At 62.0% G+C, this 23,698-nt stretch carries 21 protein-coding genes; 5 read left to right on the forward strand and 16 right to left on the reverse strand.

Annotated elements, in window-relative coordinates:
• Positions 1-53 precede the first annotated feature (53 nt).
• From Q0X28_RS01850 to Q0X28_RS01870, 5 genes are all read right to left on the reverse strand, one after another.
• Entirely contained in the window at positions 54-293 is a 240-nt protein-coding gene (locus Q0X28_RS01850; protein ID WP_296239652.1) for a hypothetical protein, read from the reverse strand.
• A 10-nt stretch (positions 294-303) separates the two neighbouring features.
• The gene (locus Q0X28_RS01855; protein ID WP_298576016.1) at positions 304-1,086 is read right to left on the reverse strand and encodes a carbohydrate ABC transporter permease; all 783 of its coding nucleotides are present in this window, start codon (positions 1,084-1,086) and stop codon (positions 304-306) included.
• Between the two features lie 171 nt (positions 1,087-1,257).
• Positions 1,258-2,313: a carbohydrate ABC transporter permease gene (locus Q0X28_RS01860; RefSeq protein WP_298575883.1), complete on the reverse strand. Its 1,056-nt coding sequence runs from the start codon at positions 2,311-2,313 to the stop codon at positions 1,258-1,260.
• On the reverse strand, positions 2,313-3,614 hold the full coding sequence (locus tag Q0X28_RS01865; RefSeq protein WP_298575886.1) for an ABC transporter substrate-binding protein: 1,302 nt from the start codon (positions 3,612-3,614) through the stop codon (positions 2,313-2,315). Before Q0X28_RS01865 ends, Q0X28_RS01860 begins: the two co-directional genes overlap by 1 nt.
• Entirely contained in the window at positions 3,611-4,858 is a 1,248-nt protein-coding gene (locus Q0X28_RS01870) for an ABC transporter ATP-binding protein (RefSeq protein ID WP_298575889.1), read from the reverse strand. The genes Q0X28_RS01865 and Q0X28_RS01870 overlap by 4 nt, the downstream gene beginning before the upstream one ends.
• 133 nt (positions 4,859-4,991) lie before the next feature.
• Here Q0X28_RS01870 and Q0X28_RS01875 point away from each other — a divergent pair, with 133 nt between their 5' ends.
• A complete protein-coding gene (locus Q0X28_RS01875; RefSeq protein WP_298575892.1) occupies positions 4,992-6,530 on the forward strand; it encodes an amino acid permease in 1,539 nt (512 codons plus the stop codon).
• Here Q0X28_RS01875 and Q0X28_RS01880 read toward each other — a convergent pair.
• Positions 6,504-7,721, reverse strand: coding sequence for a TIGR00730 family Rossman fold protein (locus Q0X28_RS01880; protein ID WP_298575895.1), 1,218 nt, complete (start codon positions 7,719-7,721; stop codon positions 6,504-6,506). The two genes, Q0X28_RS01875 and Q0X28_RS01880, sit on opposite strands and share 27 nt — an antisense overlap.
• A gap of 238 nt (positions 7,722-7,959) precedes the next feature.
• Positions 7,960-8,115 (reverse strand): hypothetical protein, encoded by a 156-nt coding sequence (locus tag Q0X28_RS01885; RefSeq protein ID WP_296239644.1) that lies wholly within the window; start codon positions 8,113-8,115, stop codon positions 7,960-7,962.
• Positions 8,116-8,358: 243 nt separating this feature from the next.
• Between Q0X28_RS01885 and Q0X28_RS01890 the strand changes: the two genes are divergently transcribed.
• Entirely contained in the window at positions 8,359-9,252 is an 894-nt protein-coding gene (locus Q0X28_RS01890) for a hypothetical protein (RefSeq protein WP_296239643.1), read from the forward strand.
• Positions 9,253-9,316: 64 nt separating this feature from the next.
• The gene (locus Q0X28_RS01895; protein WP_298575899.1) at positions 9,317-10,234 is read left to right on the forward strand and encodes a fructosamine kinase family protein; all 918 of its coding nucleotides are present in this window, start codon (positions 9,317-9,319) and stop codon (positions 10,232-10,234) included.
• Positions 10,235-10,272: 38 nt separating this feature from the next.
• Here Q0X28_RS01895 and Q0X28_RS01900 read toward each other — a convergent pair whose 3' ends face one another.
• On the reverse strand, positions 10,273-10,851 hold the full coding sequence (locus tag Q0X28_RS01900) for a hypothetical protein (RefSeq protein WP_296239639.1): 579 nt from the start codon (positions 10,849-10,851) through the stop codon (positions 10,273-10,275).
• A 354-nt stretch (positions 10,852-11,205) separates the two neighbouring features.
• Between Q0X28_RS01900 and tpx the strand changes: the two genes are divergently transcribed.
• Entirely contained in the window at positions 11,206-11,709 is a 504-nt protein-coding gene (tpx, locus tag Q0X28_RS01905) for a thiol peroxidase (protein ID WP_298575903.1), read from the forward strand.
• A 226-nt stretch (positions 11,710-11,935) separates the two neighbouring features.
• Here the strand turns inward: tpx and Q0X28_RS01910 are convergent, their stop codons facing one another.
• From Q0X28_RS01910 to Q0X28_RS01945, 8 genes are all read right to left on the reverse strand, one after another.
• The gene (locus tag Q0X28_RS01910) at positions 11,936-12,637 is read right to left on the reverse strand and encodes an HAD family phosphatase (protein ID WP_298575907.1); all 702 of its coding nucleotides are present in this window, start codon (positions 12,635-12,637) and stop codon (positions 11,936-11,938) included.
• Between the two features lie 202 nt (positions 12,638-12,839).
• Positions 12,840-14,243, reverse strand: coding sequence for a lipase family protein (locus tag Q0X28_RS01915; RefSeq protein WP_298575910.1), 1,404 nt, complete (start codon positions 14,241-14,243; stop codon positions 12,840-12,842).
• Positions 14,244-14,331: 88 nt separating this feature from the next.
• On the reverse strand, positions 14,332-15,345 hold the full coding sequence (locus Q0X28_RS01920; RefSeq protein WP_298575913.1) for a triacylglycerol lipase: 1,014 nt from the start codon (positions 15,343-15,345) through the stop codon (positions 14,332-14,334).
• 341 nt (positions 15,346-15,686) lie between these two features.
• Complete coding sequence (locus tag Q0X28_RS01925) at positions 15,687-17,378, reverse strand: FAD-binding oxidoreductase (protein WP_298575916.1); 1,692 nt, start codon at positions 17,376-17,378, stop codon at positions 15,687-15,689.
• A 344-nt stretch (positions 17,379-17,722) separates the two neighbouring features.
• On the reverse strand, positions 17,723-19,351 hold the full coding sequence (locus tag Q0X28_RS01930; protein ID WP_298575918.1) for an FAD-binding oxidoreductase: 1,629 nt from the start codon (positions 19,349-19,351) through the stop codon (positions 17,723-17,725).
• A gap of 51 nt (positions 19,352-19,402) precedes the next feature.
• Entirely contained in the window at positions 19,403-20,386 is a 984-nt protein-coding gene (locus tag Q0X28_RS01935; RefSeq protein ID WP_296239628.1) for a TIGR01777 family oxidoreductase, read from the reverse strand.
• 128 nt (positions 20,387-20,514) lie between these two features.
• Complete coding sequence (locus Q0X28_RS01940) at positions 20,515-21,264, reverse strand: TenA family protein (protein ID WP_298575921.1); 750 nt, start codon at positions 21,262-21,264, stop codon at positions 20,515-20,517.
• Positions 21,265-21,380: 116 nt separating this feature from the next.
• Positions 21,381-22,148 (reverse strand): anaerobic ribonucleoside-triphosphate reductase activating protein, encoded by a 768-nt coding sequence (locus tag Q0X28_RS01945; RefSeq protein WP_298575923.1) that lies wholly within the window; start codon positions 22,146-22,148, stop codon positions 21,381-21,383.
• 610 nt (positions 22,149-22,758) lie between these two features.
• Here Q0X28_RS01945 and Q0X28_RS01950 point away from each other — a divergent pair.
• Positions 22,759-23,631, forward strand: coding sequence for an SDR family oxidoreductase (locus tag Q0X28_RS01950; RefSeq protein ID WP_053962082.1), 873 nt, complete (start codon positions 22,759-22,761; stop codon positions 23,629-23,631).
• The last annotated feature ends 67 nt before the right edge of the window (positions 23,632-23,698 follow it).

Consider the following 23,698-nt stretch of genomic DNA (forward strand, 5'->3'; position numbering starts at 1 on the left):
ACAAAGGGGGCGCGGCAACTACCACGCCCCCATCACAACAGGTCAGTTCACTATTAGTTCACTTTTCGGTACCAGATTGCCAAGGCGATAAGCACCACCGCGGCAACAAGAAAAATGATCGCAGCGGTCGCCAACGCCGACCCTGTCCCCTGCACTAGCGCCATCACCAGGGTGAGCAGTGCCAGAATGGTGATAGTGCCGACAATGCCCATCGCCAGTTCCAGCCGCTGCATGATGCCGCGCTGCCGGCGCCCAGGATCGGAAACACGCCCCCGACGCGAGAAGTCCGCCATACTGATCCTCCTATGCTTTCACGCCACCAGAGGTAAGGCCGGCAATGATCTTCCGCTGGAAGATCAGCACCATGATGACCAAGGGGACGGTCACAATAGCACCCGCCGCCATCACCGTGGCGTAGGGGTAGTCAAAGGCATTGCCGCCGGTGAACCGGGCAATAGCCACCGTCACCGGCTCCGTGTGCAGCGTGGATAGCTGCTGGGCCAACAGGAACTCGTTCCACGCCATGATAAAGGCAAGGATGGCGGTGGTGAAGATAGCCGGGGCGGCCAACGGCAGCATAATCGTGCGGAAGGCCTTGCCGCGGGAGCAGCCGTCCACCCGGGCAGCCTCCTCCAACTCCCACGGCAGCTCATCAATGAAGCTGGTGAGCGTAAAGATGGTGAGCGGCAACGCGAAGGAAATATTGGGGATGATGAGTGCCCAGTAGGAGCCGCGCAGCCCAATATCGGTGAAGAGCTGGAAGAGCGGCGTCACCAGCGCAATGCTGGGGAACATGGAGGCGCCCATGATGACACCCAACACCACGTACTTGCCGCGGAAGTTGTAGCGGGACAGTGCGTAGGCGGCGAACACCCCCACCACCACCGCAATGAGCGTAGTGACGGCGGAAATGATGAGGCTGTTGCCGATGGCGCGGAGGAAATTGTTACCGAAGTCGGTGGAGAGGGCTTCCTTGAAGTTGTCGAGGGTGACGTGGGTAGGCCAGGGGGTGGTGGAGAAGGTGTAGTCCTTCTCTCGGAAGGCCGTCACCAGCATCCAGTAGAAGGGCAACAAGCCCCACAGCATGATAATGATCGCCAGCACATAGATGCCGACGGAGCCGGCGTGGGGGCGGCGGTTGCGTTTCACTGGGCGGGGTGACGGCTCGCGGACCGGCTGGGTGGCGAGCTGAACCGGTGGGCGCTGCGAGAGCGGCTTCACCGACAGGTCGTTGCGGTAAGCATCAGAAGCCATCAGTTAGTCCTCCTCTGCGACGACGGGATCCGGCTGTTTGTTGAGTCTGGCCCCCAGCACCTTCACAAAGAAGAGGGCGATGAGGAAGATAAGCAGGAAGATCAGTGTGGATAGTGCGGAGGCGACGTTCACCTGATCTTGCCGGATGGCGGCCACCACCAGTTGGGACACGGTGGCGGTGGGGGAATCTGGGTTGGGGCCAACCATGATGTAGGGCAGGTCGTACATGCGGAGGGCATCCAGCATACGGAAGAGCACCGCCACCACAATGCTGCCTTTGGCGAGCGGCAGGGTGATGCGGGTGAAGCGCTGCCAGGCGTTGGCGCCGTCCACACGGGCTGCCTCATAGAGATCTTTGGGGATCATTTGCAGCCCGGCGAGGATGAGGAGCGCCATGAAGGGGGTGGTTTTCCACACGTCCGCCAGGATGATGGAGAATCTGGCCGCCCAGGGGTCGGTCTGCCAGGCGATGGTGGTGTGGAAGAGGGAGTTGATGATGCCCTGTTCCGCGAAGAGGAAGGACCACAGTTTGGCGGTGATGGCGGTGGGGATGGCCCAGGGGACCAGCACGGCGGCGCGCAGTAGCCCACGACCCCGGAAGTTTTGGGCCATGACCAGCGCCATGCCGATACCGATGATGGTTTCCAGCAGCACCGTCACAAGGGTGAAGAAGAGGGTGTTGCCGAGGGCAGGCCAGAAATCATTGGCGAGGGTGCCGGATGGGCAGGCGACGGTGGTGCTGCCGGTGGAGCAGCTTTGGGTGAGCCAGTAGCCGTAGTTGCGGAAGCCGATGAAGCCGCCCGGGTAGAAGAAGCCGTCGTGCCGGTTGAGGACGGGGTCCGATTTGAAGGAGAGGACGACGCCGCTGAGCAGCGGGTAAAGGATGATGACGCCGATGAGGACGAGAGCGGGGGTGAGGAGGGCGGCGACCTTTCCGCGGGCGGAGGGCCGCTTGTGCCGCGGCTGCCCGTTGGCGGTGAGCTGGGGGCCCTTCCGGCGCCCGGTGGCGCTGTTTGTTGCCGTGTTCTTTGCCGTGTTCGTTGTCTTGACCGCGCTCATCAGTGCTCCGCCACTTCGATTGCGCTGGTCATGTCCGCGGTGGCCTGGACGACGGTTTTACGTCCGAAGAGGGCTGCGTAGACATTGTCCTGGATAGCTTTGGAGATGGCCGGGTAGAAGGGGCTGACCGGGCGGGGCACCGCATTTTCCAGGGCTGTTTTGAGAACCGGCAGGTAGGGGTACTTCTTGATGAGGGACTTGTCGTCGTAGATGGAGGTGAGGACCGGCGGGAAGGAGTTTTGGGCGAAGCTCAGCTGGTTCTCCCGGTTTTCGATGAAGGCGATGAAGTCCCGGGCGGTGGCCTTGTGTTCGGAGTAGACGTTGATGGCGTTGTTGTAGCCGCCCAAGGTGGAGGCGCCTACCCCGTCTTTGCCGACCAGCGGGGCTACCGCGAACTTGCCTTTGACTTTGGAGTCGTCGGAGGCGCGGGCGTTCTCGTACATGTAGGGCCAGTTGATGGCGAAGAGGGCTTCCCCGTTGACGAAGGCCAGGTTGGTTTGTTCTTCGGTGAAGGAGACGGCGCGTTTGGCGATGACACCGCTCCGGTAAGCGTCGACGAGTGCTCGGAGGCCGTCGCGGGAGGCATCGGAGGTGACGGTGGGGGTGAACCCGTCAGCGCCGACAATCTGCCCGCCCCACCCATTGATGAAGATGGAGGTGTTCACGGTGAGGCCTTCGTACTGCTTCAACTGGGTGACGAGGCAGTCCAGCTTGTGCTTTTTGGCGATGGAGCAGTCTTGGGTGAGTTCGTCCCAGGTGGAGGGCGGGGTTTTGATGAGGTCGCTGCGGTAGAAGAGTAGCTGGCCGTTGGTGTTTTGGGGGGCAGCATAGACGGTGCCGGAGTAGGTGGCGGATTCCACTGTGGCCGGCAGTAGTTTCGTCATGTCAATGGCCATGGTGCCGTGGAGGGGCTGGAGCCATTGATGGGCGGCGAAGCTGGCGGTGTCGATAACGTCGAGGGCCATGACGTCGAATTCGCCGGAGCGGGCCTGCAGGGATTGCACTAAGGTGTCGCGCTGCGAGTCCGCTTCGCCGGCGAGTTCGTGGAGGTTGACGCGCTCGTTGGGGTGGGCGGCGTTCCAGCGTTGGACGACAGGGCGCAGGTTGGCGATGTCGTTTTTGCCCATGGCGAAGGTGATGGGTCCGCGCTCGTCGAGGTTTTTCTGGGCGGCGTGTTCGGCGTCGTTGTAGGAGTTGTTGGCGCATCCTGTGACGGCGAAGACGGCGGCGACACCAAGGACGGCGAGCTGCAGGGGCCGGTAACGATGCTGGTGGAAGTGGTGATGGTGGAGGTGGCTCATGCGTCTGCCTCCTCGGTGGCGGCCGCTGCGGCTACGGGGGCGGTGGCGGCGACGGCGTCCCAGAGTGTCACCCCGGATTCGTTATCGGCAAAGAAGTAGAGGTCCTGTGGGGCGACGGTGATGCGCACCAGGTCTCCGCGGGCGGGCGGGTTCTGCCAGTCCACGGCGGCGGTGATGCGCTGCTCGGAGATCTGCGCGCCGGCCGCGTTGGCCAGGTGGCCGTGGCCGATGGCCTGGGATCCTAGTTCTTCCACCAGATCCACGCGCATGTAGAGGGTGTAGGCGCCGGCGGTGCCCGCAGCACCGTCACCAGCAGAAGCAGCGTCACCAGCGCTTGCCCCAGCACCAGCACTGTCCCCCACGCCAGCGGCGGGTGCGGCAACCACACCCTCCACCCGCTCGGGGCGGAAGCCAACCAACACGGACGTTGTGGGCACCCCCGCCGGGATACGGCCCGGCAGCGGAATGGGCGTCTCCCCCACCCACGCAGACGCACCCCGTACCGGGGCGGTGAGAATGTTCATCGATGGAGACCCAATGAAGCCCGCCACAAACGCATTGGCGGGATGGTCGAACAGGTTGCGGGGCGTATCCACCTGCTGCAGCCGCCCGGCGCAGAGCACTGCCACCCGGTCGCCCATCGTCATGGCCTCCACCTGGTCGTGGGTGACGTAGACGGTGGTGGTGCCGAGGCGACGCTGTAGTTCGGCGATCTGGGCGCGAGTGCGGACGCGCAGGCGGGCGTCGAGGTTGGAGAGCGGCTCGTCCATGAGGAAGACGCGTGGCGAGCGCACTATAGCGCGCCCCATGGCAACACGCTGCCGTTGGCCGCCAGACAGTGCTTTGGGCTTACGGTCGAGGTAGTCGGTGAGGTCCAGCAGGCGGGCGGCTTCTTCCACGCGCTGGCGGATTTCTTTCTTGTTCACCTTGGCGAGCTTCAGCGCGAAGCCCATGTTTTCGGCCACGGTCATGTGCGGGTAGAGGGCGTAGTTTTGGAAGACCATGGCGATGTCGCGGTCTTTCGGATCGGCCATGGTGACGTCATCGTCGCCGATCAGGACCTTCCCGGAGTCCACAAACTCCAGACCGGCCAGCATGCGCAGGGTGGTCGATTTACCACAGCCGGAGGGGCCGACGAGTACTAGGAATTCGCCGTCGTGAATATCTAAACAAAGGTTGTCGACGCTAGGCTTAGCGGCTCCGGGATAGATACAGGTGGCGTGATCGAAGGTCACAGATGCCATGTGTCATTGTCCTCTCTTGGCAGTCACACGCGCGCCGCAGGGCACGCACGCAGCCCAGAATCGTTCTTCTTATTATCCCCGTTGTACGAACCATTCACGTTATTTCGGTGGCAATGAGTAGGCTAAATAAACCATGCGCAGCGCGAAATCACCTTTCATTCGACAACCCGTCCAGGACATTATCGACCAGTCCGGGATGGGGACGAACCGCAGTGACGACGGTTCCGGGCCGACTCTACGCAAAAGCATCTCCACCTTCGAGCTCGCCATGATGGGCGTGGGATGCACCGTCGGCACCGGCATTTTCTACGTCTTTTCCATTGCCGTGCCCGAGGCAGGCCCCGCTGTCATCCTGGCCTTCCTTATTGCCGCCGCCACAGCTGGCCTCACTGCCCTCTGCTACGCCGAGTTGGCCTCCTCCATCCCCACCTCTGGCTCCTCCTACACCTACACCTACGCCACCCTCGGCGAGCTCGTCGGCTACCTGGTGGGATGGTGTTTGTTGCTGGAGTATGCGGTCTCGGGGGCGGCGGTGGCCGTCGGCTGGTCCGAATACCTCAACGACTTCCTGCAGCGTGTTTTCGGATGGCACCTTCCAGACTACCTCTCCGTCGCCCCCTGGGACGGCGGCAGCTTTGTCGGCTTCTCCATTAACCTGCCCGCTGTGGTGCTGGTGACGATCTGCTGCTTCCTCCTCATGGCTGGCACGCGTGAATCTGCGCGCGCGAATGCAGTGATGGTCATCCTTAAGCTGAGCGTGCTGCTCATGTTCTCGATCGTGGCGTTCACCGGCTTCCAGTCCGGTAACTACCACCCCTTCGCCCCCATGGGTGTGGCGGGCGTGGGGGCCGCCGCCGGCTCCGTGTTCTTCAGCTTCATCGGCCTGGATGTCATCTCCACCGCCTCGGAGGAAGTGAAGGATCCGCACCGTACTATTCCCCGCGCCCTCGTTATTGCACTGGTGGTGGTGACGGCGATCTACCTGCTGGTCGCGGTGGCAGCGGTGGGCGCCCAGGAGCAGGGCCTCTTCCAGCACCAGAAGGCGGGTTTGTCGCAGATTCTGGAACATGTGACGGGGTCCGGTACGTTTTCCGTCATTCTGTCAGCGGCCGCCGTCATCTCCATCTTCTCCATTACCCTGATGACGATTTTCGGCCAGACGCGCGTGCTGTTCGCCATGTCCCGCGATGGCATGATCCCCAAGGGCTTCGCCTACATTTCCCCGCGTACTCGCACGCCGGTGATTAACACCGCCATTACCTGCCTGGTGGTGGGCTTACTGGCGGGGTTCCTGCCGCTGGAGTACCTCTCCGACATGGTGTCTATTGGTACGTTGACGGCATTCGCGGTGGTGAGCTTAGGTGTAATTATCCTGCGCCGACGTAACCCCAACATGCAGCGAGGTTTCCGGGTGCCACTCTACCCAGTGATCCCCATCATTTCGATCATCGCTTGCCTGTACCTCATCAGCCAGCTGCACCCCGTCACCTGGGCGACGCTGGCGGTGTGGATGCTTGTCGCCTGCCTCACCTATGTGGGTTATGGCTACCGGCATTCCAGCTTGCGGATGCGGCTGCTGGCGGCGGAGGCTGCCGGGGTTGAGGTGGATGTGAATGGCTCCAGCGCCCTCCAGGAGGAGACGTCTTTAGCCGCGCACGACCGCGTCGAATAGCGCCTCCGGGGTATCGACCACAATAAGGCTATCCAGCAGCGTCGGGGAGAGAATGTCCACCTGCGCATAGGACGCCAACGCCGTCAACAAGCTATCCCAGTAGCCGTCCGTGTTGTAGAGCACCACCGGCTTCTGGTGGATGCCCAACTGCCGGTGCGCCCACACTTCAAAGAATTCCTCCAGCGTGCCCACCCCTCCGGGAAGCGCCACGAAACAATCCGCCAACTGCGCCATGCGGTTCTTGCGGGTGGACATGTCCTCCACCACCTCCAGGCGAGTGAGCGTGTCGTGGGAGACCTCATGCCCATCGAAGTGGTGCGGGATAACGCCGTAGACGGAGCCGCCCTGGCTGAGTGCGGCGTCTGCGATAACCCCCATGAGGCCGCAATTGCCGCCCCCATACACGATGCCGTGCCCGGCTTGGGCAATGCCCTCCCCCAGCCGGCGGGCGGCCTCCCGCAACCCAGGTTGGGTGCCGAAGCGGGAGGCGGTGTAGCAGGCGAACGTCCAGTAGGGGCTGTGGGTGACGGCTACGCCAGCCTCCGCTAGCGCCTGCAGGGCAGCCTCCTCGGTCTCTGCGCTGACGGGGGCGGAGAGGTCGGCAAAGACGGTGGTGGCGAAGCCTTCCCGCTGCGCATCAAGGGCTGTGGCGCAGACGCAGTGGGAGAGGGCGAGGCCCACCACGTCCACCTCGGTTGTGCCGTAGCGGCGGAGCAGGTCGGCCAGTGCTAGCCCCTGCTCGGTGGTGCCGCCAGCGGTTGCGGGAGCGGTGGTTGCGTAGTTCGAGGTTGAGGGGTTGGTGGCTGTGGGGCCGGTGGGTGCGGAGCCGGTGGTTCCGTCAAACCCGGAGTAGCTGGCCGCATACTGGCCTTTGCGCACTGCCTCCAGCGGCAGGTCGGGGTGGCTGGTGCGCAGTGCTTCCAGGGCGGCTTGGAGACGCGGGTGGAGCTCCGCGTTGGGGGTGCCGGCCTGGCCGTGGGGCGGCCAGGTGTCCACAAAGTCGGGGGTGTCGCTGAAGTGGCTACCCGGGTTGATGTGCCAATCCTGGGTGGTGACGATGAGACCGTAGCGGTCAGCGTGAGCGCGCAGGTAGTCGGCGATGCGGTCGGCAATGTCGTGGCCGCCCGGGACGGGTAGCTCGCCACCTTCGCAGAAGGTGGGCTGCATGTCGACGATGAGCAGGGCGCGCATTCACGAGCTCCTTGGGGAGAGGGGGTGGTCAGCTTGGTTCCAGGATAGGGGAGGAGTACGGAGGCGGGAAAGTACCGTCACCACCCCGCATGGGTGGGTTCCGCCAGGATGCTTGTTTTCTGGGGCGTAACCGTCACCAGCTCCGCGCAGCGTCTCTGCGCATAGCAACAACCACCCGGGTGTGGCCGGAGAGGCAACACGCTGCGGGTGGTTGCTGGAATGGTGGAAGTAGGGCTACTTACTTCTTGCCGAACTTGCTCTTGAGGGAGTCGAGCAGGCCCTTGCCCTTGTTCTTGAGGTCTTCCTTCTGCTTGTCGTCAAGCTTGTTGTAGGCGTCGGTGGCCTTGTTCTTGACTTCTTCGGCCTTGCCCTTGAGGTTGTTTGCGTCGACCATTGTGGTGTCCTTTCGGAAGTTTTCGGTCTGGTGACTTCGATTTTAAGAGTGATTTACTGCCCGTGCCACCGATTTCCACGTATTTACCTGTCAGCGAGCGACAGCCCTCCCCCACTCCGGTTACCGGTCTAGGGCGTGCTCGCGGTAGGCGCTATGGCGTGTGCGCACCAGGCGCTATAGCGTGCGTGCAAGGTGGCAGTTGCGCCGGACGTGGCAGCGCGAACCCCTTGCTAGGCTGAAACCATGCGCGATTTCTACCGTTTCCAGGTCTGTTGGCACCCCCACACGAGCAGCGGCGAAGCCCTCCGTTTGGCCTGCTCGCTGGCCGCCATCGGCCAAACAACAGTCCAGGTAGTCGCCCCCATCTACCCCTCCGATGCGCCAACCGGCCGGCAGCGGTTCCTGCGCAGTCTCTCCCACAAGTTGGGCAACGCCATGCCGGAGCCGGGCGATACTGCGGCGGCGGTACGCGCCTTGGGCTCCGCCGGCTTGGGCTCCAACCATTTCGCTACCCCACCGGCGTTCTCGCTGAAGGCCGCCGACCTGTTCCATGCGGTGGTGGCGGGGGTGACGGATCCGCGGGCGCTGCCCACCGCCATGGTGATGCTGGGGCCGGAGGCACACGACCCGCACACGGGCATCGGCCCGGACGGTTTTGCCGTGCAGGTGGTGCGGGAGCTGCAGCTGCCGGTGGCGATTGCGCCGCAGGGCTACCCCGGCTCCCCCTCCGGTATTCGCCGTGTGACCTGCACCTTTGATGGTTCCGATGCGTCTCGGGAGGCGCTGCGGATGGCGACGGTGCTGGCGCAGGTGCTGGATGCGGAGGTGCGCGTGGCCACGACCACTCCCCCGCCGCTGACGGAGGAGGAGACCATCACCCGCCGTGAACCGTTGGTGGATCCACTGTTGGAGGAGGGGTGTGCGCTGGTGACGGAGTGGAGTGGGGCGGATACTATCGCCACCCCGGAGCCAGATTGGGCGATGCAGAACGAGGAGTCGTCTGCGGAAGCGCGGTGGCTGCCGGAGGAGCTGGTGGTGTTGGGCCATGTTCCGAGTGCTGCAAACAATGCGGCGTGGGCGCGGGTGTGCACTGCCTTTGGGGTGCCAGTCGTGTTGGCGCCCGCAGTAGTGGGCTGAGCGGACTGAGCAGTGGGATGACGAGTCCTGCCCGTACCTGTTGGTAACTACCTATGCTGGTGGTATGCGCACCTTCACCAAAACGGACTCTGCCCGCCCCTACGCCATCGAGATTGAGGCGCTTGGCCTGCACTGGCTAGCCGAAGCCATGCCCTACGGCGGTACCCCGATTGTGCCGGTTCTACACAGCGAGCCGGGGCGGATGACGCTGGTGGAGGTGCCCAATGGGCGGCCTACCCGCCAGGCCGCCTACCAGTTTGGGCAAACCCTAGCGGTGACGCACGCAGCCGGTGCACCCACCTTTGGGTGCCCTCCCCCCGGATGGGAGGGCAATGGGGTGATTGGGCGGATGGAGTTGCCGCTCCGTCAACCCCCGTCCGGGACGGTGTACCAGACGGACACCCCGGATTCTTCCGCTACGGAGCCGTCAACCACTGGAGGTGTCGACGCGGCGGGGCGCAGCTGGGGTGAGTATTTTGCGACTGACCGGATTCTTCCCTGTCTGCCGGCGGCATTGCGGAATGGTTCGCTGAGCCGGACTGATGCGGCTGTGGTGGAGGAGGTGTGTGAGCGGTTGCAGGCAGGCTACTGGGATGCCCCGCAGCCGCGGCTGGTGCGGGGGCCGGTGGCGCGTATCCACGGGGATTTGTGGAGAGGGAATGTGTTGTGGGCCCGGCGAGAGGATATTGAGTGGGCGGAGCCGTTGCCGCAGAACGTTTCTGATGGGGTGGTGGGAATACTAATTGATCCGGCTGCGCAGGGAGGCCATGCGGAGACGGATTTGGCGTTCCTGGAAGTGTTTGGGCAGTCCTTCTTGGGCGATATTTACGACGGATACAACTCGGTGTCGCCGCTGGCGGAGGGGTGGGAGCAACGTCGCCGGGTACATCAGCTGTATTTGCTGGCGCTGCATGCCGCGATCTTCGGCGGCGCCTATGGACAGGAGACGGTGCAGACTGCCCGGCAGTGTTTGCGCTTGTAGCCCCACCCCTCCGCGGAGGTGTGCGGTGTGGAGTGTGGTTATTCGGGCTGTGCCGGGCCCACGTAGGTGGCGGTAGCTGGGTTTACTCCGAGGAAGGAGATACCTACGCCGGTGGAAGTGGTCCAGCCGACGACACCTTTGTTCTTGGCGCCCTTCAGGTAGGCGGCCTCACCGATTTCCTTCATGCTGGTGGATTTGGGCGGGAGGACCTTGGCGACCACGGAAGCTAGCGGGGTGTTTTCGGTGGCTTCGATGATTTCGTCGGAGGTTTGACGGGTCCAGAAGGCGGAGACGGAGCCGCAGTTTCCGGTGAGGACACCCCAGAAGCTCACACCGTAGGCGGCGTAGTCATCCACATGGTTGGGGGCGGGCTTGTTGAACTTGTCGGTGACGGTGCATTCGGCGCCGGAGGCGGTGACGATGGTGTCGCCGGGTTTGATCTCCACGAGGGTTGTCGTGGTGGTGGGGTGGGTGGCTGGTGCTACTGGTGCGGCGTGGGCAGCTCCCAGTCCAGTTCCGAGGCCGACGCCGAGACTGAGAGCTAGGGCGGTGGTGCTGATTCCAAAGGTTCGTGCAAGGGTTGGGAGGGCAGGTACCCTCGTGGAGTGTGTCAACATTGTTTATTCCTTTCGCCGCAGATAGTAGCAGGTATGGGTGGTTGCACAATTGCATTATGGTGCGATTATTAGCATATCCTAATTTCCTATAGCGCGCAGTATGAATAGTTACTTCCTCTACGCCGACCCGTCACCCACTCGGGCCCATCACCTAACCCGAGCCATCACCCAACGTCTCCTGTCACCTACCCGGACCCGTCACCAAAAGTTCGCCTCTAACTCCACCCCACCCCAGCGCCCCCAGAGCCATAATGAAGATGCTCGCCCATACTTCTGCGGCGCGCCAGGAATACTTCCGCCCGCCCCAGCGTTGAACGAGATAGACACGCCCTCAATGGGAAAGGAAACATAGACATGGCTCAGACCAAATTTAATGGCACCGTTGTAAACACCGTTGGCGAACTGCCCGAGCTCGATTCTGCCGCCCCCGAGTTCACCCTCGTCGGCTCCGATCTTTCCGACATCACCCTTGCCGACTTCGCCGGTCGCAAGGTCATCCTCAACATCTTCCCCTCCCTCGACACCGACGTGTGTGCCGCCTCCGTACGCAAGTTCAACGAAGAAGCCGTCAAGCTGGACAACACCAGCGTCCTCTGCGTCTCCGCCGACCTCCCCTTCGCCCAGGAGCGCTTCTGCGTCTCCAACGGAATTGAGAACGTCAAGAACGGCTCCTCCTTCCGCTCCACCTTCGGCGACGACTACGGTGTGACGCTCGCCGATGGCCCCCTCGCCGGCCTCCTCACCCGCGCCGTCGTGGTTGTGTGCCCCGAAGGCAAGGTTCGCTACGTCCAGCTCGTCGACGAAATCACCACCGAGCCCGACTACGACGCCGCCATCGAGGCCGTCAAGGCTATCTAACTCAACTCCATACGTTGACGCGCTCGATAGCGCTATCCGCCCGATAGCCCATTGAGTGCGACTCAACTGGAAACCCCGCACGCCAGGACTGCAGCGTGCGGGGTTCCTTATATCGTTCGGTGACGGGTCCAACGCGTGCGTCAAGGGCGACGGAGGCAACCACACGGGCCCCACAGCAAGGCCGCCAGCACTGGCGACGAGCGGCGGCAGCCGGAAGCACCTCCCGCTAGCCGGACTGGTACCCCTCGGTGAGCTCCGCAATGAACTCACGCAACTCGCCCTCCCCCACAAACAGATGCGCCCGCAAGCCTGCGATGGCGGCACCATCACAATTCTCCTGCGTGTCATCAATAAAGGTCAACTCCTCCACCGGCACACCCATCTGCTCCGCAGCATGCTCAAATGTCCGCACATCCGGCTTCGCCGCACCCAGATCGCAGGACCAGGTGATGGAATCGAAATGCTGCAGCCACGGCTTGGTACGGAAAACCTCCGCCAACTCCACCGGGATATTGGACAGCAACCCCAGCGGGTAGCCTGCCGCAGACAGCTCCGCCAGATAGCCCAACATGGACTCGTCAACCCGCCGCCAAGAATAGAGATCCTCGGCGATCAACGCATCCACCTGCTCCGGGGTGAAGGTGGTACCGAGCTGTTGGGACACCACCTTCCAGTAGTCGGGGCCCAACCATTCGCCCGCATCGTAGGGTTTGCGCACACCTCGATAGACTTCGGCGAACCGCTCGAAAGTAAACGGGAGCGCCACCTCGGTGTTCTCGGCTAGTGGTACCGCTGCTCCCAAGGCCAGCTGGTAGAGGCGCTGCTCACTCTCCGGATCCTGTAGGCAGGCAAAAACGCCAAAGCAGTCGAAGAGAAGCGGGGGCAGCGTCGCATCAGAACCGGCGGCGGTCGGTTGGGCGTCCTTCATAACCCCAGTGTACCGGCGCACTTCACCGCGCCCCTTCACCACTCCGTCCCCCACACACACATCACTCTGTCCCGCGCACACCACTCCGTCCCCCACACACGGCACTCCCCCGAGCGCCCCCTCACACGACACTGTCCTCGAATACAGCAACCGCCCCGCTCCTCACACAGAGGGCGGGGCGGCATGAGAGGGGTAAACGAGGTTACTTCAGGGGGAAGTCGAGGTTACTGCTGACACATCCAGCGGACTGGGGATTGCCGCTGAAGATACCGATGACTTCGTCAAGCATCTGGTCGAAGATGAGGAAGTTGGGCAGCATGTGGGTGAACAGGGGTGCTACGCCTGCCGCGGTGTAGTTGATGGTGTGGAAGTGGACTTTAGCACCGGCTTTGCACCAGGTGTTGACGCCAGTTTTCACGGTGTCGTACGGGATGACCGCGTCGCTTCGGTTGGCGTACAGCACGACCCGCGCTTTCGGAGTCTTGGTGGAGGCGTTCAGCTGGTCCTGGAAAATCTTGAGGACTTCCGGGTATTTGTTGAGGAAGGCTACCAGGGGCTTTCCGTCTTTCGTCCACTTGGCGGTGTCCTGGTAGGCGTAGCCCATGAGCGTGTCTGCTACACAGCTGTTTCCGATCTTCGCCAAGTTCTTACGTCCTTTGGCGTTGACGTTTTCATCGACAGCCTGCTTTACCCCGGGATAGGTGCCGGCGTAGCCATTGATGCCATAGCCGAGAAGACCGGAGAGGGCACCACCTTCGATGCTCTTTAATGTGCCGAGCAGGTCAATGGGGGGAGCACCCACGTAGGAGACTTTCAGGTTGACATCGGGGGCATAGCTGGGTTGCAGGGCGGCACCTACGTAGGAGGCACTGCCGCCTTGGCTGAATCCCCAAATTCCGACAGGAACGTTCTTGTTCAGGCCTTTTAGCTCACGCACTGCGCGGGCTCCGTCCAGCATGGCGCGGCCTGCTTCCACGTTATTTCCGTAGGACTGGATGGAGTTGTCGGCCGCCATACCGTTGTAGTCGATGACGAAGACAGTGAGACCTTTGCCGAGAAGCTTCATGACGTTGAGGTTCTCGTAGTTGGTCACCAGGGAGAGGAACTTGTTTTGTTGCCCTTGGCGCGGATCCAGGCCACTGGTGACGGCCAGGAAACCGCCGGGAGTCTTGGAGAAGGCGCATTGTTTGCCTTGACCGGAGGTACTGGTGCCGTAGACGAGGATGGGTCGTTCGCCCTTACCTGCCCAGGGGGAGGTGGGTTCCATGAGGGCACCGGTAGTGATGTACACCTTCCCGTTGGAAAGGGTGGTGGTGTACATGACGCGTTTGCCCCGGATGGGGTACTTGGTGGCGGAGCTTTCGGTGGGATAGAAGAAGGACCGGAAGTCCTGGCTCTTGACGACGCGTCCGGGGGTGCCGGGGATAGTCTTGGGGACCTTGTAGAAACCGTCAAAGTTGTTGAGATAGTTGAGTGTTGCCGACGTGGTGTCGAGGGGGGCCGCCTGGGCGGGGGCTACAGCATTGCTGGCGAAGGCAGCGGTGACGAGTGCTGCGGCAGACAGAGCAGCGGTTGCTCTGGTGATTCCTTGAGGGAGAGTGAACATGAACACAACCTCCTATAGTGTGCGTCCGCCCCTCACCGTAGTGAGGTTCACTCTCCCTTAAGGCTCTATTAAGAATGATTTATATCACCTATGGGACATATTGATGAAGCGCTACCGGAGTGGTATCACTGACCGAACACACAATCGGCGTCATCTTCCCAGCCAAGAAGTCCTGAACGACCTGCAGGAACACAATATTGAGGGTGATGCCCACATGGTCTGCCTTGGCCTTAGGACAGAGGTCCTGCAGCAGGTAGTTCTGCACGTTGGGCCCGGCTGAAAGGAACTGGCTCTGCCAGGGGGTGACGGTGGTGTCGCCAGTGGTGGCGAGGACCGCATACTGCACGTCAGGGCGGGTGAGGCTAGGGGTGGACACCTCACGGACGAAGTCCGAGTACGGCAGGAGGTCCTTGATTCCGGAGTAGCCGATCTTGTCGACGACGTCGACGGCGAGGCGCCCGAAGGCAGTCTTTTGGTCGAGTTTGCCGCCCATGTCGGTACCGTGGGTGGCGGGGGCGGCGGCGAAGAACTTACCGACGTACTGGTGTCCGCCCATCTTGTTGAGATACCAGTAGGGCATGAGGCCGCCGGCGGAATGGCCAACGAGGTCGACCTTTGTGGCACCGGTGGCGGCGCGGACTTTGTCAACGAAGGCGGCTAGTTCTTTGGCGCCTTCCCGCAGGTTGGTGTAGCCGAAGCCGGGGGTGGGGGGTACGGCTCCCCAGTCGAGGGAGAATACGCAGAATCCGGCAGCTTTGAGACTGGGGGCGAGTCCTATGTAGGTGAAGGCGTTTTCGCCGCCGAATCCGTTGAGGAGGATGACGGGGTTAGGGTGGGCGGTGCTGGGTTTACAGTCCCAGTGGTTGGCTCCCACGGGGATAAAACTTCCGTGGCTGTCCATACGGCCGACGTCGGTGAAGGAGAGGTCCCCGGCGTGGGAGGTGTCCAGCGCGGGGAAGGTGGTGGAAACGTTAGAGCCGAGGGAGGTGGGAGTCCCGGGTTCGGGGGCGGGTGCCGCGGAGGCAAACCCGGCACTGGTGGCGAGAAGGCCGACGCTGGCGAGGATGCCAAGTGCGGTCCGAGACAGTGTGTTGAGAGTCATGAACAGACGGCTTTCGTCATGAGTAGGTGTGCTTTCACCGTCATCGTAGTCTGTAGATGCCTTCTAATATTGAGCATTTCACATTGCATATATCAGTAATAATTTTTGACGCCTCACCCCATCTATTTCCGCCCCTACGAGGAGGAAGCGACACAACGAACCGCAGGACAGCACACCTCTCCTAAGGGATGGCACTGCCCTGCGGCCCGTTTTCACTACTTCACTGTTGAGTTGTTGTACCGATCAACTTCTCTAGTTGTCCCCTGGCGGGGACGTTGTTCACCCAACTTCTCCTGCCCATGGATTGTGTGGACCATGGGCAGCAGCGGTGGGGCGTCTTATTAACGCAGCGGATCGTCCGCTTCGTAGCGTGCGCGCAGGGACACGGGGCCATCCTGCAGCTTGCACGGGTTCAGAATGCCTGCCGGGTCGTAGAACTTCTTGGCGTAGCGGAGGAATTCGATCCACATATCGCCGTTCTCGACCAGCAGGCCGGGGGCGTGGTCCTGACCCACACCGTGGTGGTGGGTACAGGTGCCTGCGTACTTTTCCATAGCGTTGGTGGCGGCGTCCTTGACGTCGGCCCACTGCTGCAGCTCTTCGCCCTTCTTCTCCTTCATGAAGTAGGTGAAGTAGAGGGAGCAGCCGGATTCGTACAGGTGGGAGACGTGGCAGAAGAGGTACAGCGGGGTGCCGTGCTTCTGGCCTGCCGCTTCCATGTCCTCCACGATGTGGTTGTGGAGGTTGACGGCGTTATCCCAAATGGTGCAGGTTTCCAGGGTGTCGACGGCGATGTCGGAAGTCATCATGACGTCACGCAGGTAGGGGCTGGTGAAGCGTTCCTTGATCCACATCATGCCGGCGGTCGGGCCGAGGCGCACGCCACCCTTACCGGTGAGCTTCATGGCGAAGGCTTCACGGTCGGAGCGGGCTTGCAGCTTGCTACCGCCGAAGGCGAACACTGCCATGCAGGGGGTGGACTGGCCGCGCAGGGACAGGTAGCGGCTGAGGGTCTTGCCCAGGTTGCCGCCGCCCAGCTGCTTGATGCCGAAGTCGGTTTCCTTCTCGTTGGAGAGGCGAGCGAGGTGCGGCATGTCGCCGTTCTGCTCGAGTTCACGGAAGACCTCGATGCCTTCTGCGAAGGACGGGAAGAAGTAGCAGTCGAAGACCATGGTCTCGGGCTTCTTGTGAATCTGCACGGTGATCTCGGTGATAATGCCGAAGACACCCTCGGAGCCAAGGAAGAGCTGGCGCGGGTCGGGGCCGGCAGCGGTGGAGGGCACGGTGCGGATGTCCATGGGGCCACGCGGGGTGACAACGCGGAGGCCAACAATGTTCTTGTCGATGCGGCCGTAGCCAGAGGATTCCTGGCCGGCGGAGCGGCAGGATGCCCAGCCACCGACGGTGGAGAATTCGAAGGACTGCGGGAAGTGGCCGACGGTAACGCCCCACTTGCCGAGTTCAGCTTCCAGATCCGGGCCGAAGACGCCTGGCTGGACAGTGACAGTCATAGCCTTGGTGTCGATCTCCACGATCTTGTTGAAGCGGAGCATGGAGATGGAGATGGCCTTCTTGAATTTGCCGCGCATAGCTTCCACGCCACCGGCGACGGAAGTACCGCCACCGAAGGGGATGACGGCGATGCCACGCTCGGAGCAGACCTCGAAGAGCTTGGCGATGTCGTCCTCGGAGCCGGGGTAGACGATGGCGTCCGGGGCGCCTTCGCACTTGCCGAGGCGCAGGCGGAGGAGGTCCGGGTAGCTGCGGCCGTAGGTGTGCATGACGCGGGTGTAGTGGTCGTCCTTGAAGAACTCGTCACCCACAATTGCCTTGAGGGCAGCAATGTCGTCGGCGTCGAGCTTGGAGGGGTTAACCTTCACATCCTCCAGCTTGACGGGGGGAGTGTGGACGTCTTCCATGCCGCAGACGCTCTTCAGAATTTCCGTGGCGCCCGGCTTGATGGGCTTGTCGTGTCCGTCGACGCCCCAGCCCCACCAGCGCATACGGGGCTTGATGTCTTCCTGAATACCCATGGAAGAGGGTCCTTTCAGTAGTGGTGTGAATGCTTTCATCGGGAGAAACAAAAGCGTTACACATTGAAATAATCTGTAACTAGTTTTCAGTGTAGCGTGCAAACCCAAAAATACCTAGACAAAAGTGACACTTTTTTACGAAGTGTTACAAGTCGCAGTTCAAGGCCATAAAAAAACAATGCATTTCGCTTGCCACACTCACCCACACCACACCCCAAGCCACCCCTACCCCACCAGCACACAAGAACCCCCCAGCGCGCCACCCCAACAAGGGCACACACTGAGGGGTCCTCACCGCTAGTCCTGCGGACGGTACCAACCGATCCCTTCGGACTATCCTGCGGCTAGTCCTGCGGGATTAACTTCCCCGGGTTCATGATGCCGGCCGGGTCCAGCGCGTCCTTCACGGACTGCAGCACAGTCACGCCCAGGTCGCCGATCTCCCAGCGCATACCGGACAGGTGGTCCGTGCCCACCGCGTGGTGGTGCGACACCGTGCCGCCCACCTCTTCGATGGCATCCAGCAGAGCCTGCTTAGCATCGAAGTACTGGGCCACCGGATCCTCATCCTGCTTCGCCACAAAGGTGAAGTAGAGGGAGGCGCCAGCGTGGCAGACGTGCGAAATGTGGCACATGATGAGAGCCGGCTTGCCGCCCTCAGTCAGGCGCGCCACCATCTTCTCCGTCACCTTCGTCTTCAAGTTAATGAGGTTCGACCAGTCAGTCGCGGTCTCACAGGTGTCGGAAAGAATCTCGTTGACAATCAGCGAATCGCGCAAGCTGGGGGCATTAAAGCGGTTCTTCTCCCACTCCTCCGCCGGGCCGGCACCCAGCGAGGTGGCGCCGTTGACCAGCATAATATTGCGGGTTTCCTCGTGCGAGAGCCGAGTGTGCTCCTCGCTGCCCTCATACATGGTGATGGCCAGGCAGCCACCCACCTTCTCCTCGGAACCCAGGTTGTCGACGGTAGCCAGGTTCATGGCGGATTCAATCTCGTCGGACAGGCGCAGCACCGTCACTCCAGTTCCTGCCTGGGTGACCTTGCGGAGAGCCTCCGCACCGGTAGCGAAGTCGGGGAACACGAATGCCTCGTGGCGGACGGTTTCCCGCACCGGGTGAATGTTGACGGTGACTTCGCTGATGATGCCGAAGGTACCCTCCGAGCCAATGATGAGCTGGCGGAGGTCCGGGCCGGCGGCAGAGAACGGAGCCTTGGAGGATTCCCAAATGCCCTGCGGGGTAACCATGCGGACGTGGCGCACCATCTGGTCGAAGGGGCCGTAGCCAGCAGAGCTTTGACCGGAGGAGCGGGTGGCGGCGTAGCCACCGAGCACGGCGTAGGGGAAGGACTGAGGCAGGTGGCCGATCTGGTAGCCCTTCTCGCGGAGCAGCTTTTCAGCTTCCGGGCCGGGGATGCCGGCGCCGAAACGAGCGGTCATGGACTGCTCGTCAATGGAGATGAGCTGGTTAAAGCGGGCCATGTCAACACTGATGACGCTGTCGAACTTCCCACGCAGTGGGCGGAGACCACCCACCACGCTGGTGCCGCCGGAGAACGGCACCACGGCGATACCTTCCTTGGAGCAGTACTGCAGGATAGCCAGCAGTTCGTCCTCGTTAGCGGGGGCAACGATAGCGTCCGGGGCGGGTACAGTCTCACTGCTGGCGAAGGAGAGTTGGTCCGCGGAGGACTTGCCGGCAGCACGGCGAAGGCGCTGCTCGTGCTCGGTGGTGACGTACTCCTCACCGACGATCTTGGCGAGGCCAGCCAAGTGTTCCGCGGAAATGCGGGACTCTTCCAGCTTCACGTGGGAGCTGTCCAGGTTGGGAGTGGCGTCGCCACTGATGCCGAAGACCTTCACGAGGAGCTTCTTAAGATCCTCACCGAGGGGCTTGGCGTTCTCGGGGGTTCCCCACAGGTTGTAGTACATGGGGGGAAGGGGAACTTTGGTTGTGTTTTCTACAGCTCTCATACCTTCAGGCTAATAGAGGAACCTGAAGGTTGGGAGAAAACGAGGGGAAAACTAGTCGTCTTCCGGCAGCTGGTGGTAGAGGGACTGCTCAATGGTGCGGTACTGGAAGAAGAACCCGTGGTTGGGCAGATCCTGCAGCTTACGAGGTTGCGCACGCTGGTCGGACATAGCCAGCTGGCGTGCTCCCTGGTGCCCCACCATGGTAGAGGCAATTGCGGGGATGATGAGTCCCGTAGGCCGGTCCAGCACTACGCCGAGCGCCTTGGTGAAGTGCGAGTTGGTGCACGGTTCCGGGCTGGTGGCGTTGACGGGTCCCTCGAGTGTGTCGCAGGTAAGCATCATGGCGTAGATACGGGTGAGGTCGTCAATGTCGATCCAGGACATCCACCGCTTCCCCATACCGATGAGGCCGCCACCGCCCCAGTTAAAGATGTCGACGAGGAGCGGCAACACACCGCCGTCACGGGATAGCACGATGCCGGTACGGACGTTGACGACGCGCTTCCCGGCAGCGCGGGCAGGCTGGCAGGCGCCCTCCCACTTCTGGACGACGTCGGCGAAGAACCCGTCACCTGGGGCGGAGACTTCAGTGAGGACTTCAGCGCCGCGGCTATCGCCGTAGATGCTGATGGCGCTGGCGCAGATGAAGGTGTGGACGGTGTCGGACTGGGCGACGAGCTCCGCCAACTTGCGGGTGGGGATGACGCGTGAGTCGCGGATGCGGCGCTTCTTGTCCTGCGTCCAGATGCCTTCCGTGCTTTCACCGGCGAGGTGGATGAGGGCATCGATGCCGTTGAGGATGTCCGGGTCGGGGTTGGTGGGGTTCCAGATGCGGTCGTCGAGGCCACGGGCACCCTCTCGGAGCAGTCGGATGACGTGATAGCCCTCTTTGCGGAGCTCTTCGCAGAGGGCCTTGCCGACGAGCCCGGTGGAGCCGGTGACGGCTACCGTGTGGACTTTGGCGGCGCTGCAGGAATTCGCGCCGCTAGCGATTGTGGAGGCGGGGGCGTGAATGGTTGTGTCTGCGGATTCCATGCTTCTAAGGCTACCCGTAATATGCGAGGGTGGCGTGAGGTTTTTGGTATTCGCTGCGCCTTGACACATTTGCCACACTGTCGCAGTCTGACCTCCAAAAGTGGAGGTGCCATAACGTTTCTCGACCGCTACGAAAAATGTCGGCGAGACTGATCGAAGAACATCACCTCATGCAATGTCCCTATGCAAAACTCGCCCACGGCTACGGCAGCGTCCTCCGGTGCTGCCTGCGACAGCGCTTCCTCCACCAACTCGATGGCCTGCGCACACGGCTCCACGAACCCATCACCGGAGTAGAGCATGATCCACTCCTCATAGGGGTGCTGCTCCCCCGGATGGTCCGCCACCCACGCCCGGTAGGCGGGAAGCAACCGCAGCGCCACCTCCGGGTAGGTCCAGAAACAGGGCAGCATGGCGGAGGCGCCAATAGCGTAGGGCTGGGTAGCGCACGCGTCACGCAGAAATGCCTGGTATGCGAGGTTGCTGGGGGACGGGTAGCCCTGCTCCTCAGCGACTTCCTCGGCGACACTGCCACCCTCCAGTTCGCTGTTGTGGGAGTCCACTTCACCTTCGGAGAGGGCGGCGGCGTCGTTCCAGAAGGCGGCGGTAGAGGCGTCGGGGGCGTTGCGCCCGAGAGAGCGGAGGCCGTTGATGTAGGTCTCCAGGTAGTGGTTATCCTGCTGCAGGTAGTAGCGGTATTCGGGGGCTGCGAGGGTGCCGTCACCTAACTGTGTGATGAACGGGATAGCCATGATGTCCCGGAAGAGCGGTAGAGCGGCCTCCCACAGCTGTTGGGTGTGCGGGCCGGCGACAGGGACCAGTGGCTGGTCGGTCTGCAGGGGCGGGTAGCTGGTGGGGGTGACGGGAAACTGGAACATACGGTCCTCCAAGGGTGAGTGAGGTGAGTGCGCTCCACAGTGGGGCTGCTGCCTGCTGGTGGCAGCTGAGCTGATGCGGGATGACCGCACGTGAGCTGCTGCCTGCTGGTGGCAGTCTATCCGAAGTTGTAGCGTGCTTTCAGCGCTTCAAACTCCGCATCCCATCCCGACCGGTCGTAGCTGAGAGTGCGCCCGTCCGGTAGCTCTTGGCGGGCCCCTTCCGCACGGGCTTGCTGTAGCCGGTAGGAGCCCACCCCTTTCTGCTGCAGCAACTCAACAATGGCGGGAAGGTCGGTGACGGCGACAGAATCCGGGTGGAGGGTGGTGCGGGCCTGTACGTCAATGCCGGCATTTATCAGCATATCGAGGGATTCCATGGCGTGGCGGGAGCCGACCGTGCCGATGCTGCTGCGCGGATCGGTGGCGATGATGCTGCTGTAGTGGGCGGGGGCGGCTTTGATGTCGAAACCCACCCAGTCGATGAGCGGGAGCAGTGGCCGCAGCAGGGTGGGGTACACACCCATGGTGTGGAGGCCCACCTGGAAGCCCAGCGCGTGAGCGCGTTCCATGGCGTCGTGGAGGCCGCGCTGGCGGGTAGGTTCGCCGCCGGTGAAGACCACGCCGTCGAGGAGCCCTTGGCGGCGCCGCAGGAAGGTTTCGACATCCGCCCAGGCCATGATGCCGGGGGTGCGGCAGTCGATGAGGTCCGGGTTGTGGCAGTAGACGCAGTTCCAGGGGCAGCCCTGGAGGAAGATGGTGGAGACCATGTGGCCTGGCCAGTCCACGGTGGAGAGGCGGACGAGCCCGGCGACGGTGAGGCTGTCGGCGGAGGCGAGTTGGCGGTGGGTGAGGTGCACACCGGTATGGGTGGTGGCGGTTGCCATTGGGCGCCTCCTTCGTGGTGCTGGGCTAGGTGTTTAGCTTAGCGCTGCAAGGGTGCTCGGAGTGGGGAATGTAGTGGAATAGTTAAATGATACCTACTACATATTGTGGTGTTATGGGCGTTTAGGGAGGTCGCCTGTTCCCTCGTGCATAGCTCTTGTGGTGAGCTAACTCACAGAATCTCGTAGTGGCGTGGGCGTGTTACTGCGCGCCACTCCCCGACCCCTCGGCCTCACCCCTTGCCTGCCCTCACCCTTACCCCTCGCCTACACTCCCCGCCCTTATATAGACTCCCCCACTCCCTACATACACGTTGTGAAACAACCTTCAAGAATCGTCACCCCACCATTAAAATTCCAAAGTTGCCATATTTAATACTCGCTAAGAGTGAATAGAGAGGTTTGTATCCTGCACTTTTTCCTTGATTACCTCGAATTTAAAATTTCGTAAGAAACCTAACCATTTCTGTGAACTAGGCCACTAACGTCAATAGCTGTGATGCACGGCACGCACCGCTCATCCCAAAGCAACAGGTCAAGCGCCACACGTGAATCGTCCCCTAGGTTTCACACCGCTGACCCTTTCCCTATCTTTTCAAGGAATGGTTCGACAATGGTCTCATCCCTCATCAAGAAAATTGGCAACACCCTATCCCTCAACAAGGGAACCAAGATCTCCGGACAAACCGTCCTTATCACCGGTGGCACCAGCGGTATGGGCCTCATCATGGCCAAAGAATGTGCAAAACGCGGCGCCAGCGCCATCATCATCTGGGACATCGCCCGCCTAGACGAAACCGTCGCCACCCTTGAAGGGCTCGGCGTCAAAGCCGGCGGCTACAAAGTCAACGTCGCCGACGTCGAGAACGTCAACGCCCAAGCCGAACAAACCCTCAAGGACTTCGGCAAAGTCGACATCCTCATCCAATGCGCCGGCGTGGTCTCCGGCAAGAGCCTCCTCGAACTCACCGACGAACAAATCGACCGCTCCCTCGACATTAACCTTCGCGGCGTGTTCAGCGTCACCCGCGCCTTCCTCGGCCAGATGAAGTCCCGCAACCACGGACACATCGCCGTCATCTCCTCCGCCGCCGGCACCGTCGGCCCCGCCAACATGACCGACTACTGCGCCACCAAGTGGGGCGTCCGCGGCATGCTGGAATCCCTCCGCAACGAGCTCGCCAAGGAACACTCCGCCGTCCAAATCCTCACCATCTACCCGTTCTACGTCAACACCGGCATGTTCGAAGGTGCCAAGACCAAGGTCCCGCTGCTCTTCCCCATCCTGGACCAGTACAAGGTATCCATGAAGATCCTGGACGCCATCGAAGCTGGCCAGCCGGAACTCTTTATCCCGAAGCTCGTGCAGTACGCCACCAGCCTGGTGCGCGTCCTGCCGACCCACTGGTATGACATCGTCAGCACCTGGCTGGGCATCAACGCCTCCATGGATGACTTCGTCGGCCGCCAGAGCCAAAAGAAGTAAGCCTGGCGCTACTATTACGCGGCTTATCAAGCTGCTCTCAAGATGTCTCGCCCGGCGGCATGTGGAA

It is taken from the genome of uncultured Lawsonella sp. (assembly GCF_947252745.1).
Classification (GTDB): Bacteria; Actinomycetota; Actinomycetes; order Mycobacteriales; family Mycobacteriaceae; genus Lawsonella.